Origin of the sequence: Streptacidiphilus carbonis, from assembly GCF_000787775.1 — a bacterium.
GTDB lineage: Bacteria > Actinomycetota > Actinomycetes > Streptomycetales > Streptomycetaceae > Streptacidiphilus > Streptacidiphilus carbonis.
Genome location: NZ_BBPM01000011.1, coordinates 155,204 through 169,159, shown reverse-complemented (window position 1 = coordinate 169,159; position 13,956 = coordinate 155,204). Strand labels below are relative to the sequence as shown.

The 13,956-nt window shown below is 71.9% G+C and carries 16 protein-coding genes and 2 pseudogenes; 2 read left to right on the top strand and 16 right to left on the bottom strand.

Annotated features, from left to right (window positions below):
• Together TR46_RS11575 and TR46_RS11570 are read right to left on the bottom strand one after the other, a co-directional pair.
• Positions 1-2,397, bottom strand: a 2,397-nt coding sequence (locus TR46_RS11575; protein WP_042397988.1) for a sialidase family protein, incomplete at its 3' end; no start/stop codon positions are given.
• Between the two features lie 199 nt (positions 2,398-2,596).
• On the bottom strand, positions 2,597-3,613 hold the full coding sequence (locus TR46_RS11570; protein ID WP_042397985.1) for a LacI family DNA-binding transcriptional regulator: 1,017 nt from the start codon (positions 3,611-3,613) through the stop codon (positions 2,597-2,599).
• Positions 3,614-3,821: 208 nt separating this feature from the next.
• On the opposite strand from TR46_RS11570, the pseudogene TR46_RS40940 reads away from it, so the two are divergent.
• A pseudogene (locus TR46_RS40940) lies at positions 3,822-4,151 on the top strand (nucleotidyltransferase domain-containing protein); the annotation flags it as partial.
• Between the two features lie 25 nt (positions 4,152-4,176).
• Here TR46_RS40940 and TR46_RS45015 read toward each other — a convergent pair.
• From TR46_RS45015 to TR46_RS11530, 9 genes and pseudogenes are all read right to left on the bottom strand, one after another.
• On the bottom strand, positions 4,177-4,305 hold the full coding sequence (locus TR46_RS45015; RefSeq protein WP_269084252.1) for a hypothetical protein: 129 nt from the start codon (positions 4,303-4,305) through the stop codon (positions 4,177-4,179).
• A 65-nt stretch (positions 4,306-4,370) separates the two neighbouring features.
• Positions 4,371-4,727 (bottom strand): annotated as a pseudogene (locus TR46_RS45305) (hypothetical protein); the annotation flags it as partial.
• A 114-nt stretch (positions 4,728-4,841) separates the two neighbouring features.
• Positions 4,842-5,321, bottom strand: a complete 480-nt coding sequence (locus tag TR46_RS11560) for an SRPBCC family protein (RefSeq protein ID WP_174505113.1) — start codon at positions 5,319-5,321, stop codon at positions 4,842-4,844.
• 137 nt (positions 5,322-5,458) lie between these two features.
• A complete protein-coding gene (locus TR46_RS11555) occupies positions 5,459-6,001 on the bottom strand; it encodes an arginine repressor (RefSeq protein WP_042397979.1) in 543 nt (180 codons plus the stop codon).
• A 5-nt stretch (positions 6,002-6,006) separates the two neighbouring features.
• Positions 6,007-7,209, bottom strand: a complete 1,203-nt coding sequence (locus TR46_RS11550) for an acetylornithine transaminase (RefSeq protein WP_042397976.1) — start codon at positions 7,207-7,209, stop codon at positions 6,007-6,009.
• Entirely contained in the window at positions 7,206-8,144 is a 939-nt protein-coding gene (gene argB, locus TR46_RS11545) for an acetylglutamate kinase (protein WP_042397973.1), read from the bottom strand. The genes TR46_RS11550 and argB overlap by 4 nt, the downstream gene beginning before the upstream one ends.
• 15 nt (positions 8,145-8,159) lie before the next feature.
• Positions 8,160-9,335 carry a bifunctional glutamate N-acetyltransferase/amino-acid acetyltransferase ArgJ gene (argJ, locus tag TR46_RS11540; protein WP_042398119.1) on the bottom strand — a complete coding sequence of 392 codons (1,176 nt, stop codon included), beginning with the start codon at positions 9,333-9,335 and terminating at the stop codon, positions 8,160-8,162.
• Between the two features lie 29 nt (positions 9,336-9,364).
• On the bottom strand, positions 9,365-10,420 hold the full coding sequence (gene argC, locus TR46_RS11535; protein ID WP_042397971.1) for an N-acetyl-gamma-glutamyl-phosphate reductase: 1,056 nt from the start codon (positions 10,418-10,420) through the stop codon (positions 9,365-9,367).
• Positions 10,421-10,531: 111 nt separating this feature from the next.
• Positions 10,532-11,362 (bottom strand): SDR family NAD(P)-dependent oxidoreductase, encoded by an 831-nt coding sequence (locus tag TR46_RS11530; protein ID WP_052432715.1) that lies wholly within the window; start codon positions 11,360-11,362, stop codon positions 10,532-10,534.
• A 143-nt stretch (positions 11,363-11,505) separates the two neighbouring features.
• On the opposite strand from TR46_RS11530, the gene TR46_RS11525 reads away from it, so the two are divergent.
• Complete coding sequence (locus TR46_RS11525) at positions 11,506-12,363, top strand: 3-hydroxybutyryl-CoA dehydrogenase (protein WP_042397966.1); 858 nt, start codon at positions 11,506-11,508, stop codon at positions 12,361-12,363.
• 54 nt (positions 12,364-12,417) lie between these two features.
• Here the strand turns inward: TR46_RS11525 and TR46_RS11520 are convergent, their stop codons facing one another.
• The 5 genes from TR46_RS11520 to TR46_RS11500 form a co-directional block, all read right to left on the bottom strand.
• On the bottom strand, positions 12,418-12,696 hold the full coding sequence (locus TR46_RS11520; protein ID WP_042397963.1) for a hypothetical protein: 279 nt from the start codon (positions 12,694-12,696) through the stop codon (positions 12,418-12,420).
• 2 nt (positions 12,697-12,698) lie between these two features.
• Entirely contained in the window at positions 12,699-12,929 is a 231-nt protein-coding gene (locus tag TR46_RS11515; protein WP_030265321.1) for a hypothetical protein, read from the bottom strand.
• A gap of 67 nt (positions 12,930-12,996) precedes the next feature.
• Positions 12,997-13,221 carry a hypothetical protein gene (locus TR46_RS11510; protein WP_042397960.1) on the bottom strand — a complete coding sequence of 75 codons (225 nt, stop codon included), beginning with the start codon at positions 13,219-13,221 and terminating at the stop codon, positions 12,997-12,999.
• A 50-nt stretch (positions 13,222-13,271) separates the two neighbouring features.
• Positions 13,272-13,502: a hypothetical protein gene (locus TR46_RS11505; RefSeq protein WP_042397957.1), complete on the bottom strand. Its 231-nt coding sequence runs from the start codon at positions 13,500-13,502 to the stop codon at positions 13,272-13,274.
• A gap of 192 nt (positions 13,503-13,694) precedes the next feature.
• Positions 13,695-13,913: a hypothetical protein gene (locus TR46_RS11500; RefSeq protein WP_152626418.1), complete on the bottom strand. Its 219-nt coding sequence runs from the start codon at positions 13,911-13,913 to the stop codon at positions 13,695-13,697.
• Positions 13,914-13,956 lie beyond the last annotated feature (43 nt).

Below are 13,956 nucleotides of genomic sequence, written 5' to 3'. Positions count from 1 at the left end.
GGTGGGAGTCGGCGTGGGGGTGGGCGTCGGCGTGGACGTGGAGGTCCCGCCGGCGATGTCGCCGTACAGGATCCCGCGCCCGTTGCTGCTCACGTACACCCGGCCGTAGGTCCGCATGTCGCCGGTGATCGCCGCGCCGGTCCAGCCCCACTGGTGCTGGTCGTCGTTGATCCGCACCCAGGTGGCTCCCGCGTCGTCCGAGCGGAAGATCCCGCGCACCCCGCCGACCTGCGCACTGCTGTACAGCGCCGGGTAGCTGCTGCCCGGGGCCGCCTTGCCGAAGCCGATGTCGTCGGCCTGGTCCACGGCGCCGACCCGGGTGAAGCCCGCGCCGCCGCTGGTCGAGTGCCACAGCCCGTAGGTGCCGCCGCTCTGGCCGCCGGCGAACCAGATGTCGCCCTTGACCCCGGGCACGGCCTTGAAGCGGACGTTGCCCGCGCTCGGCAGCCCGGTGGCCGCCGTGGCGCTGAAGGTCGCCCCGGCGTCGGTGCTGACGTAGAAGGTCCCGCCGGAGTAGCCGTAGAAGGTCTTGGGGTCGGAGCGGTCCGAGGCGACGGTCGCGCCGGCGGGGATCCCTGTCGAAGCGCTCCACGCGTTGCCGTAGCCGGTCGAGTGGTACACCCCGGTACCGGCCGGGCTCCACACCGTCGCGCTGCCGTCGGCCGCGAGCGCCACGGTGCCGCCGCCGGTCACCCCGCCGGGCTCGGTGGAGGCCGCGAACCAGTCGGCGCCGTCGTCGGTGGAGTAGCCGATGTGCTTCTCCGTCGAACCTGACGCGGTGTCACCGACCCGTACGATCACGCTCGGTGTGCTCTCCGCGTAGTCGATCCCGGTGGAGGTGCTGAACTGCGGCGAGGAGAAGGCCTTGGCCGGGACGGCGGTCACGTCGGTGTGCCGGAAGCCGCTGAGGTCGCCCAGCGCGCTGAGCAGCGGGGCCCCGGTCGGCGGGCTGATCAGCCCGTTGACCGCGGTCTCCTCCAGGCCCTGGACCACGGGCGCGATGGTGATCTTCTTGCCCGCGTCGAAGTCGGTCAGGTCGCTGCTGCCGAACAGGGTGGCACCCGTCCCGTACATCATCCGGTCGGAGTTGAACGGGTCGATCTCCAACGACTCGGTCATCCAGCCGAGTTTGGGCGTCTCCTCGGGCGGCGAGGGGTTGGCGTTCATGGTCAGCCAGGGCACCGAGGTCAGGTCGATGGTGTACTGGTCGGCCCTGGTCGGGTAGCTGGTGTAGGACCAGAACGGCTTCCAGGTCGCCCCGCTGTCGGTGCTGCGCCAGATCTGGGTGTCCGGCCACCACGAGCTGTAGGCGGTCACCATCAACGTCCCCGGGTGCTCCCGGTCCACGGTCAGACCGCTGTAGCCGAAGTAGTCGTTGCTGGTGTCGGTGGACGGCACCGGGCTGACATTGGTCCAGGTCCCGGTGGAGGTCGCGTACTTCCAGACGTCGCCGTGCGCTCCGTCGTAGGGGCCGCCGGTGTCGCTGTAGGTGATGAACAGGTTCCCGCCGGAGGCGTCGAGCACCGCCTTGTGCGGGATCATGCCGGTCGGCTGCCCGGTGACCGCCGTCCAGGTGGAGCCGCCGTCTTCGGAGCGGTAGATGCTGTGCGCCTTGTCCGCGACGCCCACGTAGACCGTCTTGGTCACCCCGTTGGCGGTGCCGCTGCCCTTGTCCAGGACCTCCCAGAGCACGCCCTCGGGGTCGTTCTGGTAGCCGGTGGTGTCGGTCGGGTCGGGCGCGTACGGGCCGGTGTCGGGGAAGGACGTGACCTTGGCCCAGGTCACGCCGTAGTCGGTGCTGCGCCACAGGCCGTTGCCGCTCTCGGCGCCGAAGTACAGGACCTTGTCGTTGTTGGGGTCGATGGTCAGCCGCTCGCCCATCCCCCGGCCCGGCATGTTGCCGCCGACCTTGAACGGCAGCACGGTGCGCTGCCAGGTGGCGCCCTGGTCGTCGGAGCGCAGGATGGCGCCGTCGTTCGGGTCCCAGCTGTTGGTGTAGCTGCCGGCGGCCAGGTAGACCCGGTTCGGGTCGACCGCGTCGGTGGCCAGGCTGGCCACGCCGCTGAGGTTCCAGTCGCTCCAGCCGATCGAGTCCAGCAGCGGGATCCACTTGCCGGTCGCCGGGTCCTGCCGGTAGGCGCCGCCGACGTCGGTGCGCGCGTAGACCAGCCCGGAGCGGCCCTCGTTGAAGACGATGCCGGGGACGAAGCCGCCCCCGCCGATCTGCACATTTTTCCAGTTGTAGGACTGGCTGGTGGCGGCCGCGGTGACGGTGTCCGGAGAACCGGCCTGGCGCTGGGCCGGGAGCGCTCCCGGCAGCAGGCCGACCACGGCCACGGCGGCGGCAGCGGTCAGCACGGAGAGCAGGGATCTGGCCTTGGTGCGTGGGTGGCGCATCGGGCGGCTCCTCGGGAGGTGCGCGGGGGTGGGCCCGCCCATGAACGCAGTCGACTGACGGTTCGTCAATCCGACCTATGGGACATGCAAGCGCTTCGCCGAACACCAGCGGCTCAGGCGGTTCTGAACACCCGTCACCCGTGAAAGCTACACAGCCGGATCCCCGGCCGCCCGGGCCGAGAGCTCAAGCCGCGCGGCCTCAGGCCGACTGGCGCAGCACCAGCGCGGTGTCCATCACGACCTGGTCCTCGGCCTGCCCCAGCCCCAGCAGTTGTGCCACCGCCCGTGCGCCCATCTCCTCCACCGGCTGCCGCACCGTGGTCAGCAGCGGACGGACCCGGCAGGCGACCGCGTCGTCGTCGAACCCCACCAGGGCGACGTCCTCCGGTACCCGGATCCGCATCCGCTGCAGCACCCGGAGCGCCCCGGCCGCCATCAGGTCGGAGGCGGCGAAGACGGCGTCCAGCCCGGGGCGCAGCTCCAGCAGCCGGACCATCGCGTGCTCCCCTGAGGCGACGGTGAAGTCCCCGTACGCCACCGTCTCGCGCCCCGGCCCGTCGGCCTCGCGCACCGCGCGGAAGTAGCCGCGCAGGCGGTCCGCGCCGACCGACATGTCCGGCGGCCCGGCGATGGTGGCGACGGTGCTCCGCCCGGAGTTGAGGAGATGGCCGACCGCGCCGGCCGCGCCGCCGAGGTTGTCCGCGTCCACATAGGGCAGGTCCCCCGGCGCCAGCGGCCGTCCCAGCGAGACCACCGGCACGCCCGCGGCCCGGATCAGCTGCGGCAGCGAGTCGTCGCCGCGCGGCCCGACCAGCAGCACCCCGTCCACATGGCCGCCGCAGAGGTAGCGGAGCAGCGAGGGCCGCCGGGTCCGGCGGGATGCGGTCAGCACCACCAGCTCCTGCTCGCCGGGCTGGAGCGCGCGCTCGACGCCGACCAGCAGCCGCGAGTAGAAGACGTCCGACCGGTAGTGGATCATGTCCTCGAAGACCACGACGGCGACCGCCCCGGTCTCCCGCGCCCCCACGCTCTGCGCCCGCTGGCGCACATAGCCCAGCTCCTGCACGGCCGACTCGACCCGCGCCAGCGCGTCCTCGCTGACCGGCGCGGACCGGTTCAGCACCCGGGACGCCGTCGCTGTGGAGACACCCGCCCTTCGCGCGACCTCGGCGAGGGTGGGTCGCGAGGCGGGCGGGGCGGGGGGAGCAGCAGCCATCTCCGGTCCCTTCGACTGTCGGCCGTCGGCCGAACACGGGCGGGCCCCGGACCGCCCCCGGATCCCGTCAGCGCACCATGAACCGCCTGTCAGGCACCCGTCACCGCGCAATACGGAGCGTCGGGCACGGCCGACCCACTGTCAAGACTCCTGCACACCAAGACCGTTGGCCCCAGCCCTCGACCCGCGGTCACAGTAGGTTGTGACCATGACCGAATCCCTGCCGTCCGGCGGCGTAGTGCACGACGCGGACGAACTGGAGGCACGGTGGGCGGACGCCTGGCGGCCGGAGCGGATCGCGGAGCGCCTGGACGGAGTCGGCGTGCCCTGGTGCGTCGCGGCAGGGTGGGCACTGGACCTGTTCCGCGGCACACAGTCACGACCGCACGGCGATCTGGAGATCGCCGTGCCCGCAGCGGGATTCCCGGAGATCCGGACCCGCTTCCCCGAGTACGCCTTCGACGCCGTGGGCTCCGGACAGGTCTGGCCGGCCGCGGACGCCGAGGCGCTGGCCGCCGTGCACCAGACCTGGGTACGGGGATGAACAGGTAGAAGACTCCGGATCATTCCGGGTAGCGGTGGAACGCGACCGTGGGAATCGGGAGCCCCAGCGGCTCGGGCAAGGGAATCGGCTGGCCGAACGCGCCCTTCGCATGCTCCTCGTAGACCCCGGCGACCAGCACCAGCACCACCCAGGTCCCGTCCGGGGGTCGACGATCACATAGATCGGAATACCGGCACGCTGGTAGGCGGCGCGCTTGTCCTCATAGTCGCGCTTGGCCGCGCCCCGCCCCGCACTGACCGTCTCCACCACTGCTCGCACCACGGAGGCGGGCCAGTCGCGCACATACTCGGGAATGTCCTCCGCCAGCGCGATGGCCACATCGGGGCGCGGCCTGTCCGTGGGACCGATGGCGATACCACGCTCCGAGAACGCCTCGAAAGGCTCGGGAACCGTACGGACGAACACCCGACCCGGGACATCGTGAAGGTGGGTGGGATTCGCCTGCACCACGATCTGGGAGTCCAGCAACTCCGCCCAAGCACCGCTCGGGAGCTCCAGCTCGCTCCACAGCCGCTGGATCTCACGCTCCTCGTCGCCCTCGTAGCTCATGCCACCAACGCTATGCGCAGCCGCGCGGCGTCGACGATCGGCGTCAGCTCTGCCGGGTGCGCAAGGTCAAGCCCCTCCTCGAACGCGCGTTGGACAGTCAGGCGCGTGACTACTTCACGTTCCGGAGACGAGCCCGGCCAGGTGGTGCAGCGAGTTGATCAGGTGCTCGGGGCCGAACGGCGGGAAGCTGATGCCTCGGTCACGGATGTACTGGGGCACCGCGGACCAGTCGTAGCTGAGTGTGACCTCGGTTTCGGACGGGCCTTGCGGCGCCAGGTCGTAGCGCCAGAGCCAGCCGCCGAACTCCATCTCCCCGTCGTCCTTCTCCCGCCCCGTCAGCCAGCCGATGGCGCGCGGCGGGTCGAGCACCTGGACCTTGTTGACGGTCTGGTAGTCACGGTTCGGATGCCCGGCGTGGTACATGCTCATCCGAAAGACCTGCCCGGCCTCGGTCAGCGGCGCCCTGTCGACCGCTCCCGAGACCCACCCGGTGCCGTCGATCGCAGCATGCGTCGTCGGATCCGCCAGCGCCGCGAACACCTTCGCGGCGGGCACGGCCACCGTCAGGGTGGCGCTCATCTTCTCCTGGTCCATGGTCTGCACCGCTCCTTGTCACTGGTCATCCCGCCGCCGGCCCCCACCGGCGCGGAGGCGGGACGTTCCCAGCATGGAGACGACTCGGCAGGGCGGAACTCATCGGTCGGACCGAAAGCGGGCGTGGCCGCGCCCGGTCAGGACTGGGCCAGTTCCAGCATGCGGGCGGCCAGGGCGTTGCCGCCGGCGGGGTCGCGGGAGATGAGGAGGACGGTGTCGTCGCCGGCGATGGTACCGATGATCTCGTGGATGCCGGACTGGTCGATGGCGGAGGCCAGGAACTGGGCGGCGCCGGGCGGGGTGCGCAGGACCACCAGGTTGCCGGAGGCGGTCGCGGAGACCATGAGCTCGGAGGAGAGGCGGGCCAGCCGGCCCTCGTTGCCGAACTCGCCGCCGGCCGCCTGGGGGGTGCGGTCGCCGCCCTCCGCCGGGACGGCGTACACCAGATTGCCGTACTGGTTGCGGATCTTGACCGCGCCCAGCTCGTCCAGGTCCCGGGAGAGGGTGGCCTGGGTGACCGCGAGGCCGTCGTCCGCGAGCAGTTTCGCCAACTGGCTCTGCGAGCGGACGGGCTGACGGGTCAGCAGGTCCACGATGCGCCGGTGCCGTGCGGTCCGCGTCTGCGGCAGCTGGGACACCGGTCCCGTGGTGACCGGATCGGGCTGGGCGTCGTCGGCCATGGGGTTCAGTCAGCCTCTCGTACGGAACGCAGGATGCCGGGGAGCACGGCGAGCAAGGTGTCCGCGTCGCGCTCGGTGAGGATCAGCGGCGGGGCCAGCCGGACGACGTCCGGGACGGCGGCGTTGACCAGGAAGCCGGCCCGCTGGGCGGCGGCCTGGACCTGCGCGGCGACCGGCTGGGTGAGCACGATGCCGAGCAGCAGCCCGGAGCCCCGGACCTGGTCCACCAGCGGGTCGCCGATGGCCTCGATGCCGTTCCGCAGCCGCTCCCCCACCTTGGCGACCTGGTCCAGCAGGCCCTCGGCCTCGACGGTGTCCAGGACCGCGTTGGCCGCGGCGCAGACCACCGGGTTGCCGGAGAAGGTGGAGCCGTGGTGGCCGGGGTGCAGCAGCTCGGCCGCCTCGCCGAAGGCCAGGGTGGCGCCGATCGGCAGCCCGCCGCCGAGGCCCTTGGCCAGGGTGACGATGTCCGGGTCCACGCCCTCGAAGGCCTGGTGGGCGAACCACAGTCCGGTGCGGCCGATGCCGGTCTGGATCTCGTCCAGGACCAGCAGGGTGCCGGTGGCGCGGGTGATCTCCCGGGCCGCGAGCAGGTAGTCGGCGGGCGGGACGACCACGCCGTTCTCGCCCTGGATGGGCTCCAGCACCACCAGGGCGGTGTCGGTGGTGACGGCGGCGCGCAGCGCCTCGGCGTCACCGAAGGGGACGTGGCTGACGTCGCCCGGCAGCGGCCGGAACGGGTCCTGCTTGGCGGGCTGGGCGGTGAGCGACAGCGCGCCCATGGTCCGACCGTGGAAACCGCCGTGGGCGGAGACCATATGGGTGCGCCCGGTGAGCCGGCCGATCTTGAAGGCGGCCTCGTTGGCCTCGGCGCCGGAGTTGGAGAAGTAGACCCGGCCGGTGGTGTCCCCACGCCCGGAGAGGGAGACCAGCCGCTCGGCGAGCCGGACCGTGGGCTCGGCCAGGAAGAAGTTGGAGATGTGCCCCAGGGTGCCGATCTGCGCGCTGACCGCCGCGACGATCGCCGGGTGGGCGGTGCCGAGGGCGTTGACGGCGATGCCGCCGAGGAAGTCGGTGTAGCGCTTGCCGTCCGCGTCCCAGAGGTGGACCCCCTCGCCGCGGACCAGCGGGATGCGCGGGGTGCCGAAGTTGTTCATCAGCGTGTGCTGCCACCGCTGGGTGAGGTCCTGGTTGCCGGTCCCGGTCATGCGAGCCCCCCGGTGATGATGGTTTCGGTGTCGGCATCGGGCACGACCATGGTGCCGATGCCCTCGTCGGTGAAGATCTCCAGCAGCAGGCTGTGCTGCACCCTGCCGTCCAGCACACGTGCGGTGCCGACGCCCTCGCGGACGGCGCGCAGGCAGCCCTCCATCTTCGGCAGCATCCCGCTGGCCAGGGTCGGCAGCAGCTTCTCCAGCTCGCTCGCGCTGAGCTGGCTGATCACGTCGTCGCTGGCCGGCCAGTCGGCGTAGAGGCCCTCGACGTCGGTGAGCACGACCAGCATCTCGGCGTCCAGGGCGACCGCCATCGCGGCGGCGGCGGTGTCGGCGTTGATGTTGTAGACATGGCCGCCGGAGCCGCGGGCGATGGAGGAGATCACCGGGATCCGGCCGTTGTCCAGCAGCGCGTTGACCGCGCCGGGATCGACATGGGCGATGTCGCCGACCAGGCCGATGTCGACCTGGTCGCCGTCCACCTCGGCGTATCGCTTGACCGCGGTCATGGTGTGGGCGTCCTCGCCGGTCATGCCGACGGCGAACGGGCCGTGGTCGTTGAGCAGTCCGACCAGTTCGCGCTGGACCTGGCCGGCCAGCACCATCCGGACCACGTCCATGGTCTCCGGGGTGGTCACCCGCAGGCCCGCGGTGAAGTGCGAGTCGATGCCCAACTTCTGGAGCTGGGCGCTGATCTGCGGACCGCCGCCGTGCACGATGACCGGGCGCAGCCCGGCGTAGCGCAGGAAGACGACGTCCTGGGCGAAGGCCGCCTTGAGCGACTCGTCGACCATGGCGTTGCCGCCGAACTTGATGACCACGGTCTTGCCGTGGAAGCGCTCCAGCCAGGGCAGCGCCTCGATCAGCGTGAGCGCCTTGGGCAGCGCGGTGTTGTTGCGGGCCTGTTCGCCCTTGGGTGCGATCTGCACGGCCGTCGGGCCCCTTCAGCTGGAGTAGGCGCTGTTCTCGTGGACGTAGTCGGCGGTGAGGTCGTTGGTCCACACGGTGGCCTCGGCGTCGCCCGCGTGCAGGTCCGCGGTGATCACGACCTGACGGTCCGTCATCGTGACCAGCTCGCGGTCCTCGCCGACGCCGCCCGACTTGCAGACCCAGACGCCGTTGATGGCGACGTCGAGGGCGTCCGGGTCGAAGGCGGCGCTGGTGGTGCCGATCGCGGACAGCACCCGGCCCCAGTTGGGGTCCTCGCCGTGGATGGCGCACTTGAGCAGGTTGTTGCGGGCGATGGTGCGCGCCACGTCGACGGCCTCGGCCTCGGTGGCGGCGTTGACGACGTCGATCCGGATGTCCTTGCCGGCGCCCTCGGCGTCGCCGACCAGCTGCAGCGCCAGGTCGGCGCAGACGGCGCGGACCGCCTCGGCGAACGCGGACTGATCGGGCGTCAGTCCGCTTGCGCCGGAGGCCAGTAGCAGCACGGTGTCGTTGGTGGACATGCAGCCGTCGGAGTCCACCCGGTCGAAGGTGGTACGGGTGGCCGCGCGCAGCGCGGTGTCCAGCCGCTGGGCGTCCACCACGGCGTCGGTGGTGAGCACGACCAGCATGGTGGCCAGGCCCGGGGCGAGCATGCCGGCACCCTTGGCCATCCCGCCGACGGTCCAGCCGTCGGGGTGGGTCACCACCGCGGTCTTGTGCACGGTGTCGGTGGTCTTGATGGCGACGGCCGCGGCCTCGCCGCCGTCCGCCGCCAGGGCCGCCGCTGCGGCGTCGACTCCGGGGAGCAGCTTGTCCATCGGCAGCCGGACCCCGATCAGCCCGGTGGACGCGACGGCGACCTCGGCCGCGTTGAGGCCGAGCACCTCGGCGGTGCGCTCCGCGGTGGCGTGGGTGTCCTGGAAGCCGAGCGGTCCGGTGCAGGCGTTGGCGCCGCCGGAGTTGAGGATGACGGCGGAGACTGTGCCGCCCTTGACCACCTGCTCGGACCAGTGCACCGGGGCGGCCTTGACCCGGTTGGAGGTGAAGACACCTGCGGCGGCGAGGGCGGGCCCGTCGTTGACGACCAGGGCCAGGTCGGGGGTGCCGGAGGCCTTGATGCCCGCGGTGACACCGGCCGCCCGGAAGCCCTTCGCCGCGGTGACGCCGACGCCGGTGGCGCCGGCGCCGATGGTTTCGTTGCCGGGGGTGGTGGAGCTGGTCACGGTGCGACTCCAGTCTGGGGAAGGCCGAGCTCCTCGGGCAGCCCGAGGGCGATGTTCATGCTCTGGACGGCGCCGCCGGCCGTCCCCTTGGCGAGGTTGTCGATGGCGCTGACCACGGTGATCCGCCCCACGCTCTCGTCCAGGGCGACCTGGACCAGCGCGTGGTTGGAGCCGAGCACGGCGGAGGTGGCCGGCCACTGCCCCTCGGGCAGCAGGTGGACGAAGGGCTCGGCCGCGTAGGCGGAGCTGTAGGCCTCGCGCAGGCTGTGCCGGATGGTACCGGGTCGGGCCTTGACGCTGCAGGTGGCGAGGATGCCGCGGGACATCGGCGCCAGGGTGGGGGTGAAGGAGACGGCCACCCGCTCACCGGCGACGGCCGACAGGTTCTGCGTCATCTCCGGTGTGTGCCGGTGCACGCCGCCGACCCCGTACGGGCTCATGCTGCCCATCACCTCGCTGCCCAGCAGATGGGTCTTGGCGGCCTTGCCCGCGCCGGAGGTGCCGGAGGCGGCGACCACCACCGCCTCGGGCTCGGCGAGCCCGGCGGCGTAGGCAGGGATCAGGGCGAGGGTGACGGCGGTGGGGTAGCAGCCGGGGACGGCGATGCGCCTGCTGCCCTTGAGCGCGTCCCGGGCTCCGGGCAGTTCGGGCAGCCCGTACGGCCAGGTGCCGGCGTGCGGGGAGCCGTAGAACTTCTCCCACTCGGCCGGGTCGTGCAGCCGGAAGTCGGCACCGCAGTCGACGACGAGGACATCCTCGCCCAACTGGGCTGCCACGGCGGCGGACTGACCGTGCGGCAGGCCGAGGAAGACCACGTCGTGCCCGGCCAGGGTCTGCGCGTCGGTGGGTTCAAGGACCCGGTCGGCCAGCGGCAGCAGATGCGGCTGGAGCTCGCCGAGACGGGTGCCGGCGTTGGAGCCGCCGGTGAGGGCGCCGATCTCGATCCGCGGGTGGTTCAGCAGGATGCGCAGGACCTCGCCCCCGGCGTAACCGCTCGCACCTGCCACCGCTGCCCGGAATGTGGTGGGCGCGCTCGTGGGCGTGACTGCCATGTCTCCTCCTCCGCGTTGGGATAACTATACGAAGGAAGGCACATTCATGCAATCGGCTGAGCGTCCGGCCGGCTGCCGCCGACGAGCCGCCCACAGCCGGCCGTGCGTCGGTCAGCCGTGCGTCCGGGCGAGCGGGTCCTCCTCACTGTAAGGGCGCAGCCGCAACGTCCGGGCGTCGTTCTCGCTGATCCGGCCGGCCTGCTCCAGCAGCTCGGGAACACTGTCGCGACCCAGGTGCAGAAAGCGCCCGTGCAGCAGGTCCAGCCGGCCCCGGGCCGCGTCCGCGACGGTCGACACCAGCAGCGGGATGCTTCCCCAGTGCAGCATGTCGGCGAACATCGGCATACCCGCGGTCATCTCGGTGGCCACCGCCCCTGGGCTGATGTCCAGCACGGTCACCCCGTGCGGACGCAGCGGCCCGGCGACGTTGTCGCTCAGCCGCAGCAGCGCCGCCTTGGAGGTGGCGTACGCCGAGTAGCGCCACTCCGGGCGCAGCGCGAACCCCGAGTTCAGATTGACGACCCGGCCGCGCTGACGCTCCACCATGCCCGGCAGCACGACGCGCATCAGATTGAAGGGTCCGCGCAGATTGGTCTCCACGACCGACCACCACTGCAGCGGGTCCGCCTCCCAGAGCGGCACCTCGGCGCGGTCGACCTGCCCGGCGTTGTTGACCAGCAGGTCGACCGGCCCCAGGTCGCGCTCCACGGTGCGCACCGCCTCGCGGACCGCGCCGGGATGGGTGACGTCGGCCGCCACTGCGACACATTTCACACCCTGCTTCACACAGGCCCGCAGGGTGTCGGCCAGCGTCTCCCGATGGCGTCCGATCACGCCCAGGTGCATGCCTTCCTCGGCCAGGCCGAGTGCGATCTCGCGCCCGATACCCCGGCCCGCACCGGTGATCAGGGCGACCTGTCCTTCGAGCGTCCGCACGGGCACCGTGTACTCCTCTCGTGGCGGACTGCCATTGTTGATCAGCGGGCCGCACCGGCGGCCTCGGACACGCGGGCCGTGACGGAGTAACGTCGGCTCGGTTGATCTGCCGGTCGACCACTCAACGGGCACGGACGAATGGACTTGAAGTGAGCGACATCGCGCGGGTAGGGGTCGTCGGCTGCGGGCTGATGGGGTCGGGGATCGCCGAGGTGTTCGCCCGGGCCGGACTCGACGTCAGGGTCTCCGAGGCCGGTGGCGAGGCCCTGGAGCTCGGCCGCACCCGGCTCACCGGCTCGTTCGACACCGCGGTCAAGCGCGGGAAGCTCACCGAGGAGGAGCGGGAGGCGGCGCTGGCCCGGATCTCCTTCACCACCGAGCTCGCCGACTTCGCCGACCGCGACCTGGTCATCGAGGCCGTCGCCGAGCGCGAGGACGTCAAGAGCGCGATCTTCCAGACCCTGGACCAGGTGGTGGAGCGGCGCGACGCCATCCTGGCGTCCAACACCTCCTCCATCCCGATCGTGAAGCTGGCCTCGGCGACCTCCCGGCCGGAGCAGGTGCTCGGAATACACTTCTTCAACCCGGCCCCGGTGCAGAAGCTGGTCGAGATCATCCCGACGCTCACCACCTCGGCCGAGACGGTGACCCGCGCCGAGGCCTTCACCCGCGAGGTGCTGGCCAAGGACCCGATCCGGGCCCGCGACCGGGCCGGCTTCGTGGTCAACGCGCTGCTGGTGCCCTACCTGCTCTCCGCGGTCCGGATGTTCGAGTCGGGCGTGGCCACGGCCGAGGACATCGACAAGGGCATGGAGGCCGGCTGCGCCCACCCGATGGGGCCGCTGCGGCTGTGCGACCTCATCGGACTGGACACCATCGTCTCCATCGCCGAGTCGATGTACCACGAGTACAAGGAGCCCCTGTACGCCGCGCCGCCGCTGCTGCAGCGGATGGTGGACGCGGGGCTCCTCGGCCGCAAGTCCGGCCGGGGCTTCTACCAGTACTGACGGCGGGCCCCGGCGCCGTACGGGTCGGCGCCGTACGGGTCGGCGCCGTACGGGTCAGACGCCGGACCACTCGCCCGGGTGGTCCACCCAGCAGACGCGTTCGGGGTCGGTCAGGTCGATGCCGGGGCGGTGCATCTCGACCAGTGCCTCGAACCGCTGCTGGCTGTCACAGGGCCGGGTGACGGCGACGCCGTCGGCGCCCACGATGCGGACCTGCCGATTGCGCTCGCCGGGACTGTAGGCGAACACGTAGACGGCGGTGGTCCCGGGGTCGCGGTGCTCCCCCTCGTCCTCGTCCTGGTACGGGTCCAGTTCCTCCAGGTCGTCGGTCATGGTCAGTCCTCCGGCCATTCGCCGGGGTGGCCGCCGGCCCAGTGCACCTGGGTCGGGTCGTTGAGGTCCACGTCGGGCCGGAACAGCTTCAACGCGGCCCTCAGGTCGTTCTGGGTGGAGCAGGCCTCCCAGAGCGGATCGCCGCCGCCGATGCGCTGCATACGCACGTGGCGGTGGCGGTCCCACGGGACCAGCGGGCTTATCTCGACGGGGTGAACGCTGAGTATCGCCATGGCTACACCCTGACTCGGTCCGGCCCGGGTCGCATGTCGAACCGGACGGGCCCGGGACGCTCCGTGCTCAGCCGCGCGGCCACTCCCCCGGGCTGCCGACCCAGTGCACCTGCGACTGGTCGGTCAGGTCCAGGTCGGGACGGAACATGGTCAGCGCGGCGACCAGGTCGGCCCCACTGGCGCAGGCCTCCCAGACGGCCGGGGAGCCGGGGCGCTCGATTCGGACGTGGCGGTGCCGGTCGCCGGCCACGAGGGGGCCGATCTCGACCGGGTAGGTGGCGTTTCTGCCCATACCGCCAGCCTCGCCCCAAGCGGCGCGGGCCGCACGTCGGCTCGACCGGGTCAGAGCCCGGACCACTCCCCCGGGTGATCCACCCAGTACACCTGTGCGGGATCGTCCAGGTCGGTGCCGGGGCGCTCGCGCGCGACGAAGCGCGCGAGGTCGTCCTGGCTCGCGCACAGCGCCCGGACGGTGTCACCGTCCGGGCGCACGACGTGGACGTAGCGGTCGCGGTCCTGGGGGACGTAGGCGCCGATGTAGACGGGCTTGTCGGACTCCGGGTGCTCGCTCATGGGCCCAGCCTCACCCGGGGCGCAGCGGGGCGCACCTCGGGTCGGGGCGCGGGCGGGGGCGCGGGTGGATCGTCGGGTGCGGACCGTAAGGGGCTTGTCGCGCGCGCTGTTGATCAAGCAGAGCCCCGCGCCCCCGGGGGCTGCGACTGAACCACGGTGGGCAGGTTCCACCACGCGCTTAGCGCGGACGGCCTACGGGCCGACCGGCCACACACCCCGGTCGCCGTCCCAACTGACCCGGTCCTCGTCGTCCAGGTCGACTGCGAGGCCGAGTTGGCCGAGGAACTCCTCGGCCTCGCGGCGGCTGGCGCAGGCCCGGACGGCCGGGATTCCGCCCGGGGTCGAGGCGCTGACCTGCCGACTGCTCTGGCTCGCGTCGAGCATGCCGATGAACACCGTTGTCTCGCTCATGCGTCCACCCTCGCCCGGCACCCGGGCCCGCGCACGGCGGGCG

Excerpts from the sequence above, each read along its gene's own strand:
- TR46_RS11570 (WP_042397985.1), bottom strand. The coding sequence starts at position 3,613 with ATGGCTGCTGCTCCCCCCGCCCCGCCCGCCTCGCGACCCACCCTCGCC.
- TR46_RS11560 (WP_174505113.1), bottom strand. The coding sequence starts at position 5,321 with ATGGACCAGGAGAAGATGAGCGCCACCCTGACGGTGGCCGTGCCCGCC.
- TR46_RS11555 (WP_042397979.1), bottom strand. The coding sequence starts at position 6,001 with ATGGCCGACGACGCCCAGCCCGATCCGGTCACCACGGGACCGGTGTCC.
- TR46_RS11550 (WP_042397976.1), bottom strand. The coding sequence starts at position 7,209 with ATGACCGGGACCGGCAACCAGGACCTCACCCAGCGGTGGCAGCACACG.
- argC (WP_042397971.1), bottom strand. The coding sequence starts at position 10,420 with ATGGCAGTCACGCCCACGAGCGCGCCCACCACATTCCGGGCAGCGGTG.
- TR46_RS11520 (WP_042397963.1), bottom strand. The coding sequence starts at position 12,696 with ATGACCGACGACCTGGAGGAACTGGACCCGTACCAGGACGAGGACGAG.
- TR46_RS11515 (WP_030265321.1), bottom strand. The coding sequence starts at position 12,929 with ATGGCGATACTCAGCGTTCACCCCGTCGAGATAAGCCCGCTGGTCCCG.
- TR46_RS11510 (WP_042397960.1), bottom strand. The coding sequence starts at position 13,221 with ATGGGCAGAAACGCCACCTACCCGGTCGAGATCGGCCCCCTCGTGGCC.
- TR46_RS11505 (WP_042397957.1), bottom strand. The coding sequence starts at position 13,502 with ATGAGCGAGCACCCGGAGTCCGACAAGCCCGTCTACATCGGCGCCTAC.
- TR46_RS11500 (WP_152626418.1), bottom strand. The coding sequence starts at position 13,913 with ATGAGCGAGACAACGGTGTTCATCGGCATGCTCGACGCGAGCCAGAGC.